The organism is Nonomuraea sp. NPDC049725 (assembly GCF_040674795.1).
Lineage (GTDB): Bacteria > Actinomycetota > Actinomycetes > Streptosporangiales > Streptosporangiaceae > Nonomuraea > Nonomuraea ceibae.
The window spans coordinates 635,646-656,356 of sequence record NZ_JBFANJ010000003.1 but is presented as its reverse complement, the minus strand read 5'-3'; the positions used below and the strand labels follow the sequence as shown (position 1 = coordinate 656,356).

Sequence of the window (20,711 nt, the reverse complement as noted above, 5' to 3'; positions counted from 1 at the left end):
CCCTTCCCGCCCCGGCTCGGAGCACGAGGCCAGAACCGGCAGCGCCCGCGCGAAAGTCCTCGACCTGCTGATCGACATCGTCGCCGCGGGCCTCACCCCCCGGCGCTTTCACCTGGATGCGCGGCAAGTTCCCCGACGCGGCCGACACCGGCATGCCCCAGTCCTTCGCCCTGAAGCTGACTCCCGGCGCCGACAGGAACGCTGTGATCGCTTCGGTGAGGATGCTTCCGGGGGTGGCCACGGTCGTCGATCGCGCATGTTTCGCCCGCAGCGCCGTCGAACGACTGCTCCACGGCTACGCCCCGTGCCACACCTGAAGATCGCCAGGTTGCGTCGTGAGACGGGCGGCCAGCGTGACGGGGCCGAACAGGCCCGTGACGCGCTGGCCGGGGAAGACGAAGTGCGTCGGGCTGACCTCGTCCAGATACGGGCCCAGCGTGCCAAGAACCAGGATCTCCAGCGTATTGTCCCCTTCGTCCAGGGCGACGTCGAAGGTGTACGGCGAGCACACCCGGACGCCGCACGGCCTGCCGTTCACCGTGACCTCCGCCGTGCCACGGACGCGGCCGAGGTCGAGGCGGGCAGGCCCGGCGGAGCCGGTGAGCGTGGTCCGGTAGCGCACGCCGCCGCTGTAGCCCGCCAGCCCGCGCTCCTCCCAGTCGCCCAGCCGCATCCGGCCGGGTCCGCAGGTGAAGCGGACCGGGCCGGTCAGCGCCGCGCCCCCCTGCGCCCCTGGCCCGGTGGCGACCTCCAGCTCCGCGCCGTCCACCCGGGCCGCGCCGAGAGCCGTGTCCACCTCGATCGCGGTCACGCCGGGCGGCGGGTCCAGGCGGTAGCGCGCGGCACCCGGCCGCGCGCCGGGCACGGCGAACGTCGCGGGCAACGCCACCGGCCGCCCGTCGAGCCAGTCCGCCCCGGGCAGCGGGTGCGGGCGCGGGCGCAGATACAGCGCCGCCGGGTCGCCGTTCTGGCGTCGCCGCACGCGCGGGCGCGAGTCCCAGCTCGGGCCGGACACCACGAGCCCGTCGACGAGCACCCAGCCGTCCGACTCCACCCGGATCACGTTCGCGCCAGGCCGCAGCAGGTGAGCGACGTCGTAGCGGCGCAGGCGCGGGATGTCGGCGTCCGCGTACGGGTCGAAGCCGCCCTGACGGCCCGCCTCCTCCCCGTTGACCAGCACCCGGCAGGGCGCCACCGAGGCGACCTGAAGCACCTCGTACGGCGGCGCGCCCACGGTCACGGTCGTCTCCATCGGCGCGCCGCTGATCCACTCCGGCCGCGCCGCGTCGCCGGGCTCGGCGACCACGCACACGTACGCCCGCAGGTCCAGCTCCTCGTCGGGGACGAGGTCGAGTTCCAGCAGGTACGTGCCGGGCTTTAGCCGGTCACGTGAGACGGCGGCGTAACCGGTGTCCTCGATCGGCAGCTCCGCCCCGTCCAGCCGGACGGTCTTGGCCGCCGGGGCGCCGAGCGCCAGCAGCCCGCCGTCGCCGGGCACGGTGAGCAGGCTGCGGAAGCGGGCCCGCTCCCCCGCCGCGACGCGGCCGAGCGCCAGGAACTCCGACGGTACGTGCCCCTTCGGTCCCAGCGTGTCGCGGTGCACCGGGTCCTTGCGCAATCCCCGCGAATCTGACCACACCGACGGCGTCCAGGGGCCGTCGCCCGTGCGCTGCTCGCCCTTCGGCCCGAAGGTGGCATGCACCCGTACGCCGTCCGCGCCGGTCAGCGTCCAGCGTTCGACGGTGGCGGGGGCGGCGCCGAAGTCCGACCAGGTGTCGTCCAGGGTCGGCACCAGCTCCACGTCCCATTCCTCCCCCAGGTCGACGGGGTCGGCGTAGACCGTGGGCGGAGCGGGGACGGCGGTGCCGCCGTCGAAGATCAGCAGGGCGGCGGGGCCGTCGTCGAACGGCACGTCCACCTCCACCGCGTCGCCGATCACCCGGTGCGGCAGCGGCCTCGGCTCCGCGCCGAACAGGCCCGCCAGCAGGGGCGTGCCCGTCACGCCGGTGACCTTGACCCGCATCTCGCGGGCGTACCTGGCGGGCTCGAAGTCGATCGAGGCGTCCAGCCACCCCAGCTCCACGCCGCGCTCGCCGGGCCGCGCCACGCCGACCCTGCTCGCCATCGGGAACGCGGCGGTCAGGAAGACCAGCGTGGTGTCACCCACCGAGCGGACCAGCGGCGGCACCGGCGCCTCCACCCGGCGCTCCAGCCCGGCCAGCGCCTCCCCCAGTTCCCCGGCCGTCGGCGCGAACCGCGCCTCACCGGCCGCGAACCGCGCCCTGAGCCGCGGGGACTCCGGCAGCGCCTCCACCGCCACCAGCAGCCCCCCGGCGGCGACGAACTCGTCCAGCCGCTCGGCCACCTCCTCGTCGAGCACGGTCACGGCGGGCAGGACGACCACCCGATAGGCCTCGTCCGCGACCGCCAGCCGCGGCCCGGGCCGTGCGGGGTCGTCGCCACGCGTCAGTGCGGCGGCGCGGCGGACGGAGTCGTCGTCGATGACGTCGGCGTCGAGGCACAGCAGGTCGAGGGCGCCGGGCTCGGTGGCGAACCAGGCCATGTCGCCCACGATCTCGCGGTACACCCGCTGGGCCCGTCCGGCGTCGGCGGTGGCGGGGGCGGCGCCGTCGGCGGGCGTGCCGGCGCGGGCGGTGGTGGCGGGCAGCAGGACGGCGACGTCGCACTCGTGCCGCCCCAGCGAGAGCGCCGCGCAGAGCCGGGTGACGGCGTCGGCGAAGACGCGGTGGTGCCGCCAGTACGGCTGGCGCCAGTCGGTGGACGGCGGCGCCCACTCCCACCAGCCCCGCCGGGTCGTGTAGTAGACGGCGTGCGGGTTGTAGAGGTTGGCGCCAGCCCGCAGCCACGGCAGCAGCCAGTCGAGGGTCTCCTCCAGCGTGCCGCCCCACCCGCTGGAGTGGAACGCCTCGATCCAGGTGCGCGGCCGGCCGTACAGGTGGGCGAGCGAGGAGTGCAGCCGCGCGTCGCCGTGATGGTCGGAGCCCGGCGCGCTGAACCAGCGGTGGGTGCGCGCGTAGTCGGCGTACAGGCGCACGCCGTCGACGGGGTGTCCGGCGCGGGCCGGGTCCTGCTGGTCGCAGCCGTTGAGCAGGCCATGACGCCGGTGCCAGTCGGCCAGCGGCCGGAAGAACGCCTCTTCGGCCAGTTCGGCGCGGGTCAGGTGGTAGGCCTGCCAGTCCGGTTCGGTGAGGGAGAACGGCCGGCCGCGCCGGGCGGCGTACTCGGCGGCGAAGTCGGCGTACCAGGTGGGCAGCGTCGGCAGTTCGTCCTGGAAGGAGCCCGCGATCACGCGGCCGAACCAGTGGCCGACGCGCCGCTCGAACTCGCCGTGCACCCGGTCGAGCAGAACGGCGCAGGCTCCGGGTGACAGGTAGTCGAAGCCTCGGGTGGTGATGGTTCCGTCGGCGCCCAGCCACTGGCCGGCGAATTCCGGGCGTTCCTGGACGAGCCGGGCTTGCAGGTCGGCGCCGGAGAAGCCGAGCTGGTCGTAGAACCACAGGTGGGCGCCCAGCTCGAAGGCGTCGGCGCAGACGCCGTCGAGCAGTTCCCACCACGCCTCCGACAGGAACGGCGGATCGTCGGCGTCGGAGCCGAACAGCGGCCCCGACGGCGCCAGGTTGAGGATGACGAGGTTGCGGACGCCTCCGGCGACGAGGCGTTCCATCTGCCAGCGCAGCCGGTCGCGGCGCAGCGGCTCGCCGCTCCACCACCAGATGGCCGCCGGTGAGTGGCTGGCGGGCGGCTCGCGGAGCACGTCGTGGACGTTCATCCCTTGAGCCCGCTCGAGAAGCCCTTGATGACGTAGCGCTGCAGGGCGAGGAACACGCCGACGATGGGCAGCGCGCCCAGGACCAGCCCGGCGAAGACCAGGCCGTGGTCGGAGACGTACTGGCCGACGAAGGCGAAGACGCTGACCGGGACGGTCTCGAAGCCGGAGCCGCCGAGATAGAGCAGCGGGGTGAAGAAGTCGTTCCAGATGAAGACCGCGTTGAGGATCAGCACGGTGCCGGTGATCGGCCGCAGCAGCGGGAAGACCACGCGGGTGAACGCGGTCAGCTGCGAGGCGCCGTCGATCTGGGCGGCGCTGGCGTAGTCGCGGGGCAGCGCGCGGATGAAGCCGGTGTAGAGGAAGACGGTGAACGGGAGCTGGATGCCGGTGTAGAAGAGGATCATCCCGGCGTGCGTGCCGATCAGCCCGAGGTCGGTGACCAGTTCGTAGAGCGGGATCATGCCGAGCTGGAACGGCAGCACGATGCCGAGCAGGAACAGGATGTAGAGCCCGTAGCCGAGCCGCGTCTGGACCCTGGCCAGGTAGTAGGCGGCGAAGGAGCCGAGGGCGATCAGCGCGACGAGGCTGACCACGGTGACGACGGTGCTGTTGATCAGGGACGGGCCGAGCGCGGCGGCGGTCCACGCCTTGCCGAAGTTGTCGAACGTGGGCGGGTCGGGCAGGGCCAGCGGCGCCTGGGAGATCTGCGCCGGGTCCTTCAGCGACAGCGAGACCAGCGTGTAGACCGGGAAGAGGAACGCCACGGCGACCGCCACCATGACGATCTCCAGCAGGAACGTCCTTCTCATGCCGTCACCTCCCGGCTGCGCAGGTAGTAGACCTGGACGAGCGATACGGCGGCCACGAACAGGGCGAGCACCAGCGCGATCGCGGTGCTGTAGCCGAACTTGCCGAACACGAACGCCTGCTTGTAGAGCACGGTGGACAGCGTCTCCGTCGCGTAGCCGGGGCCGCCGTTCGTCGCGGCGAAGACCTGGTCGAACAGCTTGAGCCCGCCGATCGTGGAGAGCATCAGATTGATCGTCACCGCGGGGGCGAGCAGCGGCCAGGTCACGTAGCGGAAGCGCTGGAAGGTGCCGGCCCCGTCGATCATCGCGGCCTCGTGCAGTTCCTTGGGCACGCCTTCCAGCCCGGCCAGGAAGATGACCATGGAGTAGCCGGCGTACTGCCACACGACCATGCCGGCGATGGACCACAGCGCGACCGATGGGTCGCCGAGCCAGTCGACGTGCAGGCCGAGCAGCCCGTTGAGCCCGGCGGACGGGTCGGGGTTGTAGACGTACTTCCACAGGAACGCCACCATGACGGGGCTGACGACGACGGGCGCGAAGAAGATCACCCGTAGCAGCGCCCGGCTCTTGAGCCTGGCGTTGACGCCGAGGGCCAGCAGCAGCCCGACGCCGTTCTGCACGATCATGATGGCGACGGTGAGCAGCAGGGTGTTGCCGATGGAGCCGGTGGCCTGGTCGTCGCCGAGGAGGGTGGCGAAGTTGTCCAGGCCGACGAACGACATGTCCTGGCCGATGCCGCTCCAGTCGGTGAAGGCGTAGACGACTCCGCCGGCCGCCGGGTAGAGCACCACGACGGCGTAGACGACGAGCGCGGGGGCGGCGAACAGCCAGGGCGGGGTGGTCAGGCGGGCACGTTTCACGCGGGTCACTTCCGGTACGCCTCGTCCATCTTCTTCAGCGCCTCGTCGATCGACGACTTGCCGGCCAGCAGTTCCTGGACGACGGCGAAGTGGACGGGCTGCACCTCGGCGTTGGGCCAGCGCTGGTCCATGAACGGCACCGCGCGGTCCTTGGTGAACGGCAGGAACGACTCGACCGCGGGGTCCACGACGGAGGTGGCGTCCTGGGTGAGCGGGATGGCGGAGATCGCCTCGGCCCAGGCGTTGATGCTCTCCTGCTTGCCGAGGAAGTCGACGAACGCCTTGGCCTCGGCGACGTTGGCGCCCTTGGCGCCGGCGCCAAGGCCGACGACGACGCCGGCCGGGATCCACACGGCGTCGGCCTGGTCGGCTCCCGGCACGGGGAACATGGACAGGTCTTCGGCGGACGCGGCGGCGGCCTTGCGGAAGTCGGGCAGCACTGCCGAGACCTGGATGGCCATGCCGGCCTTGCCGGTGGCCACGAGGGAGATCTGCTGCTCGAACGTGGTGCCGTTCGGGTTGTCGTTGAAGAAGCCGCGCTTCTGCAGCTCCAGGTACATCTCCATGGCCTGGCGCCAGCCCGAGCCGGCGAAGGTCGCCTGCCCGGCGAGCTGCTTGTCGTCGAACGTCGGGTCCTTGGCGTAGACGGTCGAGGGGACGAGCGCGTACGTGATGAGCTGGGTGACCCACGGGGTCTGGGCGCCGAGCGCGATGGGCGCGAGGCCGGCCTTCTTCAGCTTGCCGCAGGCGGCCAGGAACTCGCTCCACGTGGTGGGCGGCGCGTCGATGCCGGCCTTCTCGAAGACCTTCTTGTTGTAGATCGCGCCGATGACCGTCGATCCCGCCGAGTGCATGTACGTCTTGCCGTCGAGCTGGAGGGCGGGCTTGAACCCGTCCGGGATGCTCCGCGTCCACGCCTGGTCGGACAGGTCGGCCAGCAGCCCGGCCTTGGCGATCTGCGTCATCGACATCGCGCTGCCGTTGCCCGGGTAAACGACATGCAGGTCGGGGGCGTTGCCCGCGCCGAGCTGGGTGCGTACGGACGTCTGCACCTGGTCGGTGGGGGCGTATGAGGTGGTGAGCCGGACGCTTGGCTTGACCTTCTGGTAGGCGGCGGCCAGCTTGTCCATCGGCGTCATCTGGTCGGAGACGCCGACGAACTTCAGCTCGGTGGCGGCGGGCCCGCCGCCGGTCGTGGCGGTGGTCTGCGGCTTGGTCGAGCAGGCGGTGGCAGCCGCGGCGACGGCCAGGCCGCCCATCATGCGGAAGAACTGGCCACGGCTCACGCGGGCGTTGCGCAGGTCGGTCATGTCATGACTCCTCGGTCGTGCTGAAGTGGTGGTCCCCCGAGGACACCTGGCGGGTCTGCCCGTCGGGCAGGTGGACGGTGGCGGTGGCGCCCGGCGGGACGGTCACCGCCAGATGGAAGGCGCCGTCGCGGCGCTCCCAGGAGACGGCGATCCGGCCGCGCGCCGACTCGTACGCGGCCCGCGCCCAGGTCAGGTCGCCGGGCAGCGGCCGGATGACCAGCTCGCGGTAGGCGACCGAGCCGGGCGCCTGGCCGATGCCGGCGACGCCGCCGTACAGCCAGGCCCCGATCGAGCCGAACGCGTAGTGGTTGAAGGAGTTCATGGACGGCGCGCCCCGGCCGTCCCATCGCTCCCAGATCGTGGTGGCGCCGTTGCGTACCTGGTAGAGCCAGGACGGCGGGGTGGTGCACCGTAGCAGCGTGTGGGCCAGGTCGGCCCGGCCGTGCTCGGACAGGACGGGGCAGAGCAGGCTCACGCCGATGAACCCGGTCTGCGGGCCGTGCTCCTCGACCAGCTCGGCGAGCCGCCGGGCGGCGAGGGCGACGCCGGAGCCGGGCAGCAGGCCGAAGGCGAGAGCGAGCAGGTAGCCGGTCTGGGTGTCGCCCGCCAGCCTGCCCGAGGCCGATACGAACGTTTTAATGAAGGCCGTGCGAATGTCGTCCGCGAGGGCGCGTAGCCGCTCCGCGTCGCCGGTGCGGCCGTGGACCAGCGCGGCCCTGGCGGTCAGGTCGGCGCTGCGGTGGAAGAAGGCGGTGGCCAGCAGCTCGCGCGGCGTCGCCGGGCCCGGCGCCAGCCAGTCGGCGAAGTGCGGGCCCGTCCTGAAGCGCCAGATCAGGTCGGGATTGTGGCGGTGCACGAAGTCCACCCACGCGGCCATGGAGTCCACGTCGAGGAATCCGGCGTCGCCGTAGGTCTCGTACAGGTGCCACGGGATGATCACCCCGGCGTCGGCCCAGCCTGGCGCTCCCTCTTCGGCGACGCCGCTGATCCGGGGCGCGACGTTGGGGAAACCGCCCTCGGCGGTCTGCGCGTCGCGCACGTCGTCCAGCCACTTGGCGAAGAACGCGGCGACATCGGCGTTGAAGCAGGCAGTGGGCAGGAACACCTGCGCGTCGGCCAGCCAGCCGAGCCGCTCGTCGCGCTGCGGGCAGTCTGTCGGGACGCTGACGAAGTTGCCCCGCTGCCCCCACTCGATGTTGCGCCGCAACTGCTCGACCTCCGGGTCGGAGCAGGCGAACGTGCCCGTCCACGGGGTGTCGCTGTGCAGGACCACGGCCTCGACGTCGGCGGGCCGCTCCAGGCCGGTGATCTCGGCGTAGCGGAAGCCGTGGTAGGTGAAGGCGGGCTCGAACACGGTCGCCGGGCCCGCGCTGACGATCGTGTCGGTGGCGTCGGCGGTGCGCAGGTTGGCCGTGTCGGGGCGGCCCTGCTCGTCGAGCGTCTCGGCGTGCCTGAGGGTGACGCGCGTGCCGGGCGGCAGCTCGGGCAGGGTGAGGCGGACGCGGCCCGCGAGGTTCTGCCCGAAGTCGGCCACGTGGGAGTCGGGGCCGGTCCGGGTGAGCGTGACCGCGGGCAGCCGGGTGAGCGCCCTGATCGGCTCGTCCGGGGCCGGGACCAGCAGGTCGTGGTCGCGCCCGGTCACCACGACCGGCCGCCAGCCGGTGTCGTCGAAGCCGGGCAGCTCCCAGCCGGGGGTGGCCGCGCGCAGGTCGTGGAACTCGCCCTTGAGCAGGTCGGCGTAGCGGACGTGGCCGGGGGCGGTGCGCCAGGCGGTGTCGGTGCCGACGACCCGCGTGGTGCCGTCGGCGAAGGTCAGGTGCAGCTCGGCGATCAGCTCGGGGAAGCGGCCGTAGTGGAAGCCGGGCCGGCGCGGGTCGAACCCGGTGAAGCCGCTCCACCAGCCGTCGGCGAGCGTCACGGCCAGCACGTTCTCGCCGGGGGCGAGCTGGGTGGTGACGTCGTACGTCTGATAGTGCACGCGCCGGTGGTAGTCGGTCCAGCCGGGGGCGAGCTGGGCGTCTCCGGCCCGCGTGCCGTTGACGGCGGCCTCGTACAGGCCCCTGGCGCTGATGCGCAACCGCGCGGCGGTCACCGGCGCGTCGAGCGTGAAGGCGCGGCGGAGCTGAGGGCTGGGCAGCAGGCCGTGGTGAGGCAGCGCCCGCTCGCCCTCGGTGGGCGGGTCCACGTGCTCGACCGCGTCGGGGTCGGCGGCGATCCAGGCGGCCGTCCAGCGGTCCCGGGCGGTCTCGAACCAGGAGCGGGCGGTGCTCGTGGTGCCGTCGGCGGCGCGGAGCGTGACCCGCCAGTCGTAGCGGGCGCCCGGGCTCAGCGGCGGCCCGGCGTAGCGGACGGCGATCTCGGCGGGGTCGGCCAGCTCTCCGCTGGACCAGAGGCCGTCCACCTCGACGACGCAGGAGACCGGGTCGGCACCGGCGAGCCGCCAGGACAGGCGTGGCGCGGAGCCGGCCACACCGAGCGGGGTCGTGCGATGGTCACAGCTCAGGCCGTATGCCCGTACCGAGCCCACGCCCCACCTCCGTCCCGCATTGCTGTTAACTTCACAGCCTGCTCTGTTAGATGTGATGGTGGGGGGAGATTAGGAGTCGCCCCAGCGAGGTGTCAAGAGTAGGATTCGCGACCGTCCAGGCGAGGTGGGATTCAGGTGAATGCGCGGCAGCACTCCTCCGGCAGATCCGCGCGGTGGCGGGACATGGCCGAGCTGATCGTGCGCCAGGGGTCGGCATCGGTCACCGAGCTGGCCGAGAGCTTCGGCGTCAGCGTCATGACCGTGCACCGCGACCTCGACGAGCTGGAGCGCCAGGGCATGGTGCGCAAGGTCCGCGGCGGCGTCACGGCCCAGGCGTCCAACGTCTGGGAGAGCAACATCGCCTACCGGCGCCAGGCGCACGCCGCCGAGAAGGACGCGATCGCCCGGGTGGTGGCCGGGCTGATCGAGCCGGGCAGCTCGGTGATGCTCGACGACTCCACCACGGCGCTGGCCGTGGCCAGGCGGCTCGCGCAGATGGCGCCGCTGACCGTGGTGACGAACTTCCTGGAGGCGATCAGGCTGCTGGCCGGCGCCCCCGACATCCGGCTCATCGCGCTCGGCGGGGAGTATCACGCCACGCACGACTCGTTCCTCGGCCTCGGCTGCGTGGACGCGGCCCAGGCGGTCAGCACCGACGTGGTGGTGGTGTCCACCTCGGCGATCTCCGAGCAGTACGCGTTCCATCAGGAGCAGGAGATCGTGCTGGTCAAGCGGGCGATGCTGCGTTCCGGCGCGCGGCGCATCCTGGCCGTCGACGGCTCCAAGCTGGCGCGCGTGGCCCTGCACCGGGTGGCCGCGCTGGACGAGTTCGACCTGGTCGTGGTCGACTCCAACGCGCCCGCCGCATTGCTGCAGCGGTTGCGTGACCATCACCGTAACGTCGAGGTGGCGCCGTTGTAACGGCCAAGGTTGTTATTTTTAACGCGCCTCTTGTTAAGAATGTGACAGCTTGCTACAAAGTGAGGGCTTTGACTGCGGAGAAATCCGCCGGGCGAAGGGAGAGCCCTCATGACCACGTTCACCCGCGTCACCCCGCCCCGCACCAAGGTGGGGCTGGTGGCCGGCGGGCTCGGAGCCTACTGGCCGCAGTTCCCCGACCTGCTCCCCCAGCTGGAGCGCTCGTCGGCGCGGGTCGCCGAGCGGATGAAGGCGCTGGACTGCGAGGTGGTCGACGTCGGCTTCATCTCCGACGCCCAGGAGGGCGCCGCCGCGGCCGAACGACTGCGCGAAGCCGGCTGCGATCTCATCGTCGGCTTCCTCACCACGTACATGACCGCCACCATGCTGGTGCCGATCGCCCAGCGCAGCGGTGCGCCCGTGCTGCTGATCAACCTCCAGCCGACCGAGTCGATGGACCACGCCACCTTCGACACCGGCCAGTGGCTCGCCTACTGCGGCGCCTGCCCGCTGCCGGAGATGGCCAACGCGTTCATGCGCTGCGACATCCCGTTCCGCTCGGTCTCCGGCTACCTGGAGGACGAGCGGGCATGGGAGAAGATCGGCCGCTGGGTGCGCGCCGCCGGGGTGCGGGCCGCGCTGCGCAAGGGCCGGCACGGCCTGATGGGCCACCTGTATCCGGGCATGCTGGACGTGGCGAGCGACCTCACGCTGGTCAGCGCCAACTTCGGCGGGCACGTGGAGGTGCTGGAGTTCGACGACCTGCGGGTCCGCGTCGAGAAGGTGACGGACGCCGAGGCGCGTGAGCGCACGGAGCTGGCCCGCGAGGTGTTCGAACTGGCCGACACCGTCAACGAGGACGACCTGGCGTGGGCGGCCCGCGTCTCAGCCGGGCTCGACCGGCTGGTCGCGGACTTCGAGCTGGACAGCCTGGCCTACTACCACCGCGGACTCGACGGTGAGATCCACGAGCGGCTGGGCGCCGGCATGATCCTCGGCTCGTCGCTGCTCACCGCCCGCGGCATCCCGGCCGCCGGCGAGTACGAGCTGCGCACGTCGCTGGCCATGCTCGTCATGGACCGGCTGGGCGGCGGCGGCTCGTTCACCGAACTGCAGGCGCTCGACTTCAGCCGCGGCCACGTGGAGATGGGCCACGACGGACCGGCCCACCTGGCGATCAGCTCCCGCCGCCCGCTGCTGCGCGGCCTCGGCGTCTACCACGGCAAGCGGGGCTGGGGCGTGTCCGTCGAGTTCGACGTGGCGCACGGGCCGGTCACCGCGTTCGGGCTGCGGCAGGGGCGCGACGGCGCGTTCGGCTTCGTCGTCTCCGAGGGCGAGGTGGTGCCCGGCCCGCTGCTGCGGATCGGCAACACCACGTCCCGGGTGGACTTCGGCTGCGATCCGGGCGAATGGACCGACGCCTGGAGCGCGAGCGGCATCTCGCACCACTGGGCGCTCGGCACCGGCCATCGGGCCGCCGACCTGCGGGCGGTGGCCGACCTGCTCGGCGCCGAGTTCATCCACGTCCAGCCCTGAGCCTCCACCCTGGACGCACGCCACCGTCGGGCCTTGTGAAGGGCATTGGTGCCGGCCGCGGCCGCGACCTCCGCAATGCGTACGTTCGGGCGGGTAGCCGCGGACCTTGGCTGGTATAGCATCTTGCTGCCGACCGAGGTCTTGGCCGGCGGCACGGTGCGCGCCCGGCACAGGGCATCGTCTGTCTCCGTCGCCGTGACGGTGTTGCCCTTGGGTCGTTCTCCCGGTTCACGGCCAAGACGGAACCGGGCCCCACGGCCCCGCCGGTTACAGCTGGACAGGGCGGACGGCGGCCACGATGCGGTTTCGCTTGAGCATCAAGCCATACGCACCATTCGGGAGGACCATGTGATCCGGATTCTCATCGCCGAAGACATGCGTATCCTGAGAGACACCCTGACCACTCTGCTCGATCTGGAGGACGATCTCGAGGTCGTCGCCGCGGTCAGCGCAGGCGACCAGATCGTTCCCGCCGCGCTCGAGCATCGCCCCGACATCGCCTTGATCGACGTCGACCTGCCGCAGGTGGACGGCCTCACGGCAGCGGCGGAACTGTCCACCCGGCTGCCCGATTGCCTCATCCTGATCCTGACCGGGCTGGCCAAGCCAGGAACGTTGCGCCGCGCGCTGGCCGCACAGGTGTCCGGCTTCATCGTCAAGGACGCCCCCGCAGACGTCCTCGTCAACGCCATCCGCCGGGTCGTCGCCGGAGAACGGGTCATCGACCCGCAGCTGGCCTTGGCGACGCTCGAGCGATCCGACAATCCGCTCACGCAGCGCGAGGCGGAAGTGCTCAGGCGGCATGCGGGCGGAGCCTCCACGGCCGAGATCGCCGCGGTGACGCACCTGTCGTACGGAACCGTACGCAACTATCTCGCCGCGGCCGTGACGAAGCTCGGCGCGCGCAATCGCGTCGACGCGGCCCGCATCGCCGACGAGGCCGGCTGGCTGTAGGCAGGGGGCGAGGCGGACGGGCGGGCGGGGTGGCGCGGTGACACGGCGGGGCGACCTCATGGGCTCGGATCCGGAAACCGGTCCGGAGCCTCGGGGGGCGTGGGTCTTCGCCACCGCGTTCTTGTGCCTGCTGGTGCCGGCGAGAGCGTCGTTCGCGGCGTTCTGGGCCGGGCCCGGTGGGGTCATCACGACCGTGATGCTGTTCCTGTTGCCTCTGCTCTACACGATCCCGCGTGGCCGAGTCTTCTGGTCGCGTTTCCGCGGGCCGCTGCTGGCCGCGCAGGCCGCCCTGACCTACCTGCCCTTTCTCGTTTTCGGCTCCGACTGGGTCGCGGCGGTGTCGGGGTTGCTCGGCGGGCTCATCCTGCTCACCGTTCGGTACCCGCTGTCGTGGCTGGGGTTCTGCGCCATCGTGGTGATCGAGGTGGTGCTACGGACCGCCGGGGTGCCGACTCCGGGAGCGCCGTTCGCGCTGTCCGTCAACATGGTCGTCTCCCTGGCGAGCACGGCGCTGACCCTGTTCGGCTTGGTTCGGCTTGCCGATCTCGTCACCGAGCTGCACACCACCCGGCGAAAGCTCGCAGCCGCGGCCGCCGATCACCAGCGCCGCCGCTCGGCCGGTCGGCTACGGGAGGCGGTCGGCGACCACCTCCAGGCGGTCACCGATCGGGCCCGGGCCGCCCTGGACCTGCTGCCCGAATACGCCGAGCAGGCCCGCGCCCGGCTGATCGAAGGCGGCAGCATCGCCAGGCAAGCGCTCCAGGGAGTCAGGGCAGTGGCAGGTGAGGCCCACGCCGCCCCGCCGCAAGCCGATGTGGATCCCGACGACGGCATCTTGGCGCCCCGGCTGGCGCGCGCGGTGCTCGTGGTGGTGCTGGCGGCTTTTCTCGTGCAGGTCCTGGCCAACACCGCAGGGCTGGGCATCACCGTGGCGGCGAGCGTGGCGGCCGTCGTGGTCGTCGTCGGCGGGCTCCAGCTCCATCACTCCGCGGCCTACCGGACGGGTGCTCGGCCTCGCGGGTGGGTGTGGACGCTATCGGCGCAGACGGCCGTGAGCCTCGGGTCGTTCTGGGTGGTCGGGCAGGTCGCGGTGCTCGGGCTGGCGGGGTTCGCGGCAGGATCTGCTCTGCTGCTCGTGCCCGGACGGTGGGCGTGGGCCGTGTTCCTGACCATCGCCGCCACGGTCGGGGTCATCAGCGGGGCCGTCTCCCCCTACGGGGCCTTCGACGGGGTGTACGCGGCGGCGGGGACGGCGGCCTACGGGTTGGCGGTGTACGGGCTGTCGCGTCTGACCGACCTGGCACGCCAGGTGGCCACGGCGCGCCGGAATCTCGCCATGACGGCCGCGCTGCGGGAGCGGTCGCGGCTGGCCAGGGACATTCACGATCTGCTGGGGCTGGGACTGTCGGCAGTGGCGCTCAAGTGCGACCTGGTCGTCCGCCTCATCGGACGTGATGATCGCAAGGCCCGCTCCGAGTTGGAGCAGCTTGTGGCCGTCGCCGCCACCACCGGCAGCGACATCCAGGCGATCGCAGACCAGGGGCATCCGCTGTCGCTGGAGGCCGAACTGGTGTCCGCCGGAGCCGTGCTCGCTCTGGCCGGCGTCCAGGTCCACGTGGAGGTGACGGAACAGTCCGTTCCCTCACCGGTCGCGACGGTGCTGGCGATCTCGCTGCGGGAGGCCGTCACCAACGTCGTACGGCATGCCACGGCACGAGAGTGCACGATCGTGGTAACCATCGAGCGGGACTCTGCCGGACTGCGGGTCGTCAATGACGGGCTCGCCGGCGACCGGCCGGCAGCACCGGAGCGTCCAGGGCATGGCCTGGCCAACCTCGCCGAACGCGCCGAGGCGCTCGGCGGGTGCCTGACCACCCGGTCGGGGCAGCGGCAGTTCGAGGTCGCCATCCAGATCCCGCTGGGCTAGGGGGAACTGCGCACCCTGGTCGGCCCCGGCACCGTCGCCCAAGAACGACGCGCTGGCTCACGTACGCCGTAGCTCGATCGTTCATGAAGCGTCTTCGCCGGCCACCAGGACGGCGCTTGCCAAGGCTCGGTGCTGGTAGGAGGCCGGCTCGCCATACGCCGTCGTCACCTCGATCGGCCACGCCAATCCGAGTGCCGTGCCGAGCATCGAACTGAGGGCTGAGTGCACCCGCAGCTCGTCGGCCGTGTCGTCCACCAAAGCCACATACAGCCATGTTCCAGCTTCGGCGTTGTCAGCGCGGCTGCGCCACGTGCGATACAGGCCGTGCACGCGTTGTCGTTCGGCCTGAGTGGCCAGGAGGTCATCGGCTCGGGACGGGTCAGGGGCCGCGGGGGGCGCCGTCAGCCGGAAATCGTGCGTCCTGCTCGCCGGCTTGTCCACGACCCGCAGACGGTCGATCTCGGGTGCGTTCGGATCTCCGACCACAGCACGGAGCAGGTCCCGTTCCGCGGGATCGATCTGGACTTCCTCGATCACCAGGTTGACCAGGAGTGTGTCGTCGGCGAGCCCGTCTTCGCCGACGAAGTAGTAGACCCGGACGGACTCGAGAACCACGTCGGAGAGCCGTCCGGCGAGCCGTCGGCACAGGACAGTGGCATTGGTGTACCTGGTGACGTCCATCGCGCTCCATCTTCCGTACTTCGTTGAGCTGCCTGAGCAGAGCGCACGACGCCGAACGCGCCACCCCGCCCTAGAGTCGCTTCGGTGCGTAGGTGACCAGCATGGCGCCACCCGCAAACGTCTCCGATCCGACGAGCTGGAGATCGGTGCGCCCCGTCAGATTCTGGAACAGGTGCCTGCCTTCGCTCACGATGACCGGGTGGACGAGGATCCGATACTCGTCGACCAGCCCCGCGTTCGTGAGAGTCTGCACCAGGACCGAGCTGCCGAAGGTGACGATGCCACCTTTGGGGGCCTTCTTCAGGGTCCTGACGCAGAGCGGCACGCCTCCGGCGCTGCAGGCGGGCATCTGCTCACCGGATCCCTTCACCGTCACCCGGTCGCGCGTGTGCAGACACCCTTGCGGAGCCGACATCCCAGGGCCAGGACAGTGACCGGACATTTATGCCGGACCGCCCTTGCCAGGAGTGGAGGCGTTCGGCTTCGTGCGGTGTCCCTTCCGCCGTTGGAGTCACTCAATGCAGGAGAGCCCAGGGTCCGATATGCCCCACCCTGCCCGTCTGGAAGCGGACACATCGGGCTCCCGACTTCGGCTCCATCGTCTCGTGGGCGAGCAGACCTGAAGGTGGGGCCCAAATGATACAGAGCCACACCTTGGTACATCAGTCGTCAGAGCTTCTTATAGCGACGCTTCGGCCTGATCGTCGTAGGGGCGGGCACGAGGATGTCGTCTGGTCATGGCGTACGACAGGCGGGTGAGGCTTCCGCCGGCGAACAGAGGCTGTGGCGAGGGGCCCTGTTGCCAGGCGGTGGCGCCGAAATAGCGGTAGGCAAGCGACGTGATGCCCCGAGGGTGACGTCCATGACCATATGACAATTGTCATGGCTGCGGCAGTGCGTTACCCAGGCGCAGCCAGTGTTCTCGGCACTGGTGGGTCCGGCGTGCTCATCTTCAGGATTGGGGACATGGACACCTCTTCCCCGTACCTGGGGACACAACGAGATCCCGGGCCGAGGTCCCCTCAGGACGTACAAGAAATGCAGGGCGAACGTCGAGCGGCGGGGTGGAGTTCGAGCTGGGTCGGCTGGCTGGTGAGGCGCTGGCCAACAGCGCTGGCAGTGGCTGCTTCGGCGGCGACCTTCGGCGGGAGCGCGACGGACGAGGGCGTGTGGGGACTGGCCCACGCGTTGATGCTCCTACCGACGTTGTATCTGGTCATGGCCAAGCTGCGTCGGCCGGCTCTGACGTGGATCGGGCTGGTGGTCGGGCTCGTCACGACGGTCGGGCTGCGCATGACGGAGGTCGTCACACCTTCTACGGCCTTCGCCATGTTGGCATTGGCTGTGCTGGTGTGGTCAGGGGTGGACGGGCAGTTGCGCCGCGACGGCACCTTCCGCGCACAGGCGGTGGGCATGCTCATCTTCGGCGGTCTGGCCGTTGCTGCGCTCTTGGTCGATCCGGCCGTCGGTCGTTACCTGGTGGCGGCGGGCTGGTTCTTCCACGGGGTGTGGGACTTCGCGCATCTGCGGCTGAACAAGCCGGTGGCCCGATCCTTCGCTGAGTGGTGCGGCGTGGTGGACGTACTGGTCGCCCTTCAGGTGCTCTTCATGCTTTAGGACGCGAGCGCGCTCAGTCACCAGCAGCGTGGGCCGAGGCCAGTTCGGGCGCGGAGCGTGCTCAGCCCTCCTGGTCCCCGGCAAACAGCATGTGACTCGGCCCAGCGGCGAAGTCAGCAAGGCCGACTACGGAATGTGGCCGGCACACGGTGCCTGGCCCGACGACAGAAAGGACGTTCTCGTGACGACCGCCGACATCAGTTCCGCCCACCGTGCCGGCTTGAAGGAGTGGCTCGGTCTGGGCGTGCTGGTCCTGCCCGCGATGCTGCTCTTCGCGATGCTCACAGTGTTGTTCCTCGCCATCCCGCAGTTGGCCGCAGAGCTCAGGCCGAGCAGCACTCAAACACTCTGGATCATCGACATCTACGGCTTCCTGATGGCCGGGTTCCTGGTCACGATGGGCACTCTGGGGGACAGGATCGGGCACAGACGGCTGTTAATAACTGGTGCGGTCGTCTTCGCCATCGTCTCGATCCTGGCGGCCAGCACTTCCGACCCCACTCTGTTGATCGTCTGGAGAGCTGTCCTCGGCATCGCCGCAGCTACCCAGATGCCCGCGACCCCGGGGTCTGATCTTCTCCACCTTCACCGACCCGCGCCAGCGCGGGGTCGCGGTCGGAGTGTGGTCGGGCGCCATCTCGGTCGGGACAGGACTGGGGCCGGTCATCGGCGGGGCGCTTCTGGAGGCCTTTTCCTGGCGTGCGGCCTTTCTTTTAGCGGTTCCCGTCATGGTGCTGGTGGCGATCGGGGCGCCCTTCCTGCTGCCTGCCAACCGCAATCCCGCCGCCGGCCGCGTGGACGTGGTCAGCGTGCTGCTGTCCCTGGCGACCTTGCTGCCGATCGTCTACGGCGCGAAAGAACTCGGAAAGGACGACCAATTCGCTGTGGCGCTGGCCGCGATCGTGATCGGGCTGGCCTTCGGCGCCTGGTTCGTCATCCGGCAGTTGCGCCTGCCCGAACCGCTGCTGGACGTCCGGCTCTTCACTCACCGAGCGGTCAGCGGCGCCCTGGGCGTGTTCCTTCTGGCGGCGACCGCGCTGGGGGGCGTGTATCTGCTGTTCACTCAGTTCCTCCAGCTGGTCGAAGGACTCTCTCCCCTGCAGGCGGGGCTGTGGGTGTTACCGGCAGCGGCGTTGCTCGTGCTGGTCTCCAGCGCCTCCCCCATTCTGGCCCGACGTGTCCGTCCGGGACACCTCATCGCCGCCGGGCTGGCCACTCAGGTGATCGGCTACCTGATGCTCACCCAAGTAGGCGCCATCGGTGGCCTGGGGCTGCTCATCGCAGGCTTCATGGTCCTGTACCCGGCAGTTGCGCCGTCCATGGCGCTGACCACGAACATCGTCGTCGGCTCGGTCCCGCCCCAGAAGGCGGGGGCAGCCTCTGGACTTGCAACCACGTGCAGCGACCTCGGCATCTCGCTCGGCATCGCGGTCATCGGCAGCATCGCCGCCTCGGTCTACCGCGGCCAGGCCGGCGCCGAGTTGCCCGACGGCCTGCCGCCACAGGCGCTTGCCGACAGCCGGGACAGCCTGGATGGCGCCGTCGCCGCCGCGCAGACGCTGCCTGGCGACCTCGCCGCAGCAGTGCTCACACCAGCTCGAGCGGCCTTCGCCGGAGGACTCAACACTGCGGCTGCCGTCGCCGCGACCATCGCCGCCGGCGCGGCAGTGCTGGCTCTGGTCCGGCTCGGCCACATTCCGCCCACCGGTCCCGGTAAGGCCGGCGAATAACTCCATGCCCAATCCCTGGAAGGAACCAGCGTGATATCAATACGCCGCGCGACCGTCGAAGACGCCGCTACTGTGCACAACCTGATCCTGGAGCTGGCTGACCACCTCGGCCAGATCGCGTCCATCGGCGTGAGCGTCACTGATCTCCAGGAGCTGCTGACCCGGCCGGAGATCACGTACCTGCTCGCCGAACGCGACAGCCTGGCCGTCGGCTACGTTTCCTGGATGGAACGGATCAACTTCTGGTCCGGTCAGGACTACCTTCACATCGACGATGTGTTCGTCACCGGCGGGCAGCGGGGACGCGGCGTGGGTGAACAACTGATGCGAGCGGCCTCGGAGGCCGCCAAGGGTCAGCTCATCCGCTGGGAGGTGGCGGAGGACAACCTGGCCGCACAACGTTTCTCCACGCGGATCGGCGCCACTCTCACCACCAAGAAGATCGGCCGCTTGGGGCCGTAGGACACCCACGTGCGCTGCTGGAGCCTGTCTCGCGATGTGGGCGGCGGCCTTCGAGCCGGTTGATGGCTCGACCGGCTGCTGACGAAACGTCCGGCCGATGTCCGATCGCTGTCCTGGGAACCCGGGCCGCCGCATCCCATGCTTTCTGTTGAACCGGAATCCACCCGAGGGAGGCGACCATGCGCGACCGCGAATACTGACATCCGCTGACCGGCAAGAAAGAGAATCCCGCCCAGAACCGATGACCGTCGAAGAGAAGCCGCGCACCACCCTCGGTGAGGTTCTTGCCATCGGCGAGTTCCGCGCGCTGTGGCTGGCCCACACCCTGTCCCTGGTCGGTGACCAGGTCGCCAGGGTCGCGCTGGCCGTCCTGGTCTACGGCCGCACCGGCTCGGTCTCGCTGACGGCGCTCACGTACGCGCTGACGCTGGTGCCGGCGCTGGTCAGCGGGCCGCTGCTGGGCGGCCTGGCCGACCGCTACCCGCGCCGCCGGGTGATGATCGCGGCCGACGTGGTGCGGGCGGTGCTGATGCTGGCGATGGCAGTGCCGGGGCTGCCATTGCCGGCGATCGGCGTGCTGCTGGTGCCGGTGGTGATGCTGAACGCGCCGTTCAACGCCGCCCGTCTGGCCACCCTGTCCGACGTGCTGCCGGGCGACAGGTACGCCGTGGGGCTCGGCATCACCCACACCACCCAGCAGGCCATCCAGCTCCTCGGCTTCGGCGGGGGCGGCCTGCTGGTGGCGGCGCTCGGGCCCAACGTCGCGCTGCTGCTCGACGCCGCCACGTTCGCCGGGTGCGCGCTCGTGCTACGAGCGTTCGTCCGGCACCGCCCGGCAGCGGCGACGGGGAAGGCGCCCAGCCGTACGACGCTGGGCGGGATCAGGACGCTCTGGTCCGACCGGCGGCTGCGGTACTACGCCTCGCTGTCGTGGCTGTACTCCTTCTTCGTGGTGCCCGAGGCGCTGGCCGCGCCGTACACCGCGGCGATCGGGCAGGACGCCGCGGCGGTCGGCGTCTTCATGGCCGCCGATCCCGTCTGCTCGGCCGTAGGGACTCTGCTGATCACCCGCCTGCTGCCGCCGGAGCGGCGGGCGCGGCTGATGGTGCCGCTGGCCGTACTGACCGGGGTGCCGCTGGTGCTCTTCGCGTGGCTGCCGGGGATGCCGGCTTCCCTGGTGCTGCTCGGGCTGACCGGGCTGCTGTCGAGCTACATGGTGGTGGCGCACGCGCTGCTGTTCCGCGCCGCTCCGGAGGAGCAGCGCGGGCAGATCATCGCGGTCGGCTCAGCCGGGCTGGTCGGCGGGCAGGGGCTCGGCGTTCTGGCGGGCGGCGTGCTCGGTGACCTGATCGGGCCGCACTTGGCCATCGCGGGCTGCGCCGCCGTCGGCATCGCCATGGCTGTACTGATCACCGTTTCGGGGAAGGGAGGTGCGAGATGAGGACCAGAGAGGGCTGACCTGAGGGGCGGGCGGGTATGGCATGGGCCCTTACCCGCCCGCATCAGCGTGCCGAGCACCACGGCCGCCGCGGTCGCGGTCGGGCGGCGGGCGACTGAGCCCGGTCTTCGCCATCGCACGCCACGTAG

General features: G+C 70.8%; 16 protein-coding genes and 1 pseudogene. 10 read left to right on the top strand and 7 right to left on the bottom strand.

What is annotated here, in order from left to right; translation table 11 throughout:
- Positions 1–116 precede the first annotated feature (116 nt).
- Positions 117–317 (top strand): hypothetical protein, encoded by a 201-nt coding sequence (locus AB0J53_RS10910; protein WP_364170955.1) that lies wholly within the window; start codon positions 117–119, stop codon positions 315–317.
- Here AB0J53_RS10910 and AB0J53_RS10905 read toward each other — a convergent pair.
- From AB0J53_RS10905 to AB0J53_RS10885, 5 genes are read right to left on the bottom strand one after another with little or no spacing between them, the layout of a single operon-like run.
- Positions 296–3,790, bottom strand: coding sequence for a hypothetical protein (locus AB0J53_RS10905; RefSeq protein ID WP_364170953.1), 3,495 nt, complete (start codon positions 3,788–3,790; stop codon positions 296–298). The two genes, AB0J53_RS10910 and AB0J53_RS10905, sit on opposite strands and share 22 nt — an antisense overlap.
- Positions 3,787–4,599 (bottom strand): carbohydrate ABC transporter permease, encoded by an 813-nt coding sequence (locus tag AB0J53_RS10900; RefSeq protein ID WP_364170951.1) that lies wholly within the window; start codon positions 4,597–4,599, stop codon positions 3,787–3,789. The genes AB0J53_RS10905 and AB0J53_RS10900 overlap by 4 nt, the downstream gene beginning before the upstream one ends.
- Positions 4,596–5,462, bottom strand: coding sequence for a sugar ABC transporter permease (locus tag AB0J53_RS10895; RefSeq protein ID WP_364170949.1), 867 nt, complete (start codon positions 5,460–5,462; stop codon positions 4,596–4,598). The genes AB0J53_RS10900 and AB0J53_RS10895 overlap by 4 nt, the downstream gene beginning before the upstream one ends.
- 5 nt (positions 5,463–5,467) lie before the next feature.
- A complete protein-coding gene (locus tag AB0J53_RS10890) occupies positions 5,468–6,772 on the bottom strand; it encodes an extracellular solute-binding protein (protein ID WP_364170947.1) in 1,305 nt (434 codons plus the stop codon).
- Between the two features lies 1 nt (position 6,773).
- Positions 6,774–9,242, bottom strand: coding sequence for a glycoside hydrolase family 78 protein (locus tag AB0J53_RS10885; RefSeq protein ID WP_364170945.1), 2,469 nt, complete (start codon positions 9,240–9,242; stop codon positions 6,774–6,776).
- Between the two features lie 240 nt (positions 9,243–9,482).
- Between AB0J53_RS10885 and AB0J53_RS10880 the strand changes: the two genes are divergently transcribed.
- From AB0J53_RS10880 to AB0J53_RS10865, 4 genes are all read left to right on the top strand, one after another.
- Positions 9,483–10,220, top strand: a complete 738-nt coding sequence (locus tag AB0J53_RS10880) for a DeoR/GlpR family DNA-binding transcription regulator (protein ID WP_364170943.1) — start codon at positions 9,483–9,485, stop codon at positions 10,218–10,220.
- A gap of 108 nt (positions 10,221–10,328) precedes the next feature.
- Positions 10,329–11,753, top strand: coding sequence for an L-fucose/L-arabinose isomerase family protein (locus tag AB0J53_RS10875; RefSeq protein WP_364170941.1), 1,425 nt, complete (start codon positions 10,329–10,331; stop codon positions 11,751–11,753).
- A 348-nt stretch (positions 11,754–12,101) separates the two neighbouring features.
- Entirely contained in the window at positions 12,102–12,707 is a 606-nt protein-coding gene (locus tag AB0J53_RS10870) for a response regulator transcription factor (RefSeq protein WP_364170939.1), read from the top strand.
- A gap of 133 nt (positions 12,708–12,840) precedes the next feature.
- The gene (locus AB0J53_RS10865; protein WP_364170937.1) at positions 12,841–14,634 is read left to right on the top strand and encodes a histidine kinase; all 1,794 of its coding nucleotides are present in this window, start codon (positions 12,841–12,843) and stop codon (positions 14,632–14,634) included.
- 81 nt (positions 14,635–14,715) lie between these two features.
- Here AB0J53_RS10865 and AB0J53_RS10860 read toward each other — a convergent pair whose 3' ends face one another.
- On the bottom strand, positions 14,716–15,315 hold the full coding sequence (locus AB0J53_RS10860) for a hypothetical protein (protein WP_364170935.1): 600 nt from the start codon (positions 15,313–15,315) through the stop codon (positions 14,716–14,718).
- A gap of 70 nt (positions 15,316–15,385) precedes the next feature.
- The gene (locus AB0J53_RS10855) at positions 15,386–15,691 is read right to left on the bottom strand and encodes a dihydrofolate reductase family protein (protein ID WP_364170933.1); all 306 of its coding nucleotides are present in this window, start codon (positions 15,689–15,691) and stop codon (positions 15,386–15,388) included.
- Positions 15,692–16,533: 842 nt separating this feature from the next.
- Between AB0J53_RS10855 and AB0J53_RS10850 the strand changes: the two genes are divergently transcribed.
- The 5 genes and pseudogenes from AB0J53_RS10850 (at position 16,534) to AB0J53_RS10830 (ending at position 20,565) form a co-directional block, all read left to right on the top strand.
- Complete coding sequence (locus AB0J53_RS10850) at positions 16,534–16,932, top strand: hypothetical protein (protein ID WP_364170931.1); 399 nt, start codon at positions 16,534–16,536, stop codon at positions 16,930–16,932.
- Positions 16,933–17,065: 133 nt separating this feature from the next.
- Positions 17,066–17,437, top strand: a pseudogene (locus tag AB0J53_RS10845) (MFS transporter); the annotation flags it as partial.
- Positions 17,438–17,552: 115 nt separating this feature from the next.
- On the top strand, positions 17,553–18,662 hold the full coding sequence (locus tag AB0J53_RS10840; protein ID WP_364170929.1) for an MFS transporter: 1,110 nt from the start codon (positions 17,553–17,555) through the stop codon (positions 18,660–18,662).
- Positions 18,663–18,734: 72 nt separating this feature from the next.
- Positions 18,735–19,124 carry a GNAT family N-acetyltransferase gene (locus AB0J53_RS10835; protein ID WP_364170927.1) on the top strand — a complete coding sequence of 130 codons (390 nt, stop codon included), beginning with the start codon at positions 18,735–18,737 and terminating at the stop codon, positions 19,122–19,124.
- 241 nt (positions 19,125–19,365) lie between these two features.
- Entirely contained in the window at positions 19,366–20,565 is a 1,200-nt protein-coding gene (locus tag AB0J53_RS10830; RefSeq protein ID WP_364170925.1) for an MFS transporter, read from the top strand.
- Positions 20,566–20,711 lie beyond the last annotated feature (146 nt).

Coding starts and splice junctions, on each gene's coding strand:
- AB0J53_RS10910 (WP_364170955.1), top strand. CDS start 117: ATGCGCGGCAAGTTCCCCGACGCGGCCGACACCGGCATGCCCCAGTCC.
- AB0J53_RS10830 (WP_364170925.1), top strand. CDS start 19,366: ATGACCGTCGAAGAGAAGCCGCGCACCACCCTCGGTGAGGTTCTTGCC.
- AB0J53_RS10880 (WP_364170943.1), top strand. CDS start 9,483: ATGGCCGAGCTGATCGTGCGCCAGGGGTCGGCATCGGTCACCGAGCTG.
- AB0J53_RS10900 (WP_364170951.1), bottom strand. CDS start 4,599: ATGAGAAGGACGTTCCTGCTGGAGATCGTCATGGTGGCGGTCGCCGTG.
- AB0J53_RS10875 (WP_364170941.1), top strand. CDS start 10,329: ATGACCACGTTCACCCGCGTCACCCCGCCCCGCACCAAGGTGGGGCTG.
- AB0J53_RS10860 (WP_364170935.1), bottom strand. CDS start 15,315: ATGGACGTCACCAGGTACACCAATGCCACTGTCCTGTGCCGACGGCTC.
- AB0J53_RS10850 (WP_364170931.1), top strand. CDS start 16,534: ATGGCCAAGCTGCGTCGGCCGGCTCTGACGTGGATCGGGCTGGTGGTC.
- AB0J53_RS10905 (WP_364170953.1), bottom strand. CDS start 3,790: ATGAACGTCCACGACGTGCTCCGCGAGCCGCCCGCCAGCCACTCACCG.
- AB0J53_RS10890 (WP_364170947.1), bottom strand. CDS start 6,772: ATGACCGACCTGCGCAACGCCCGCGTGAGCCGTGGCCAGTTCTTCCGC.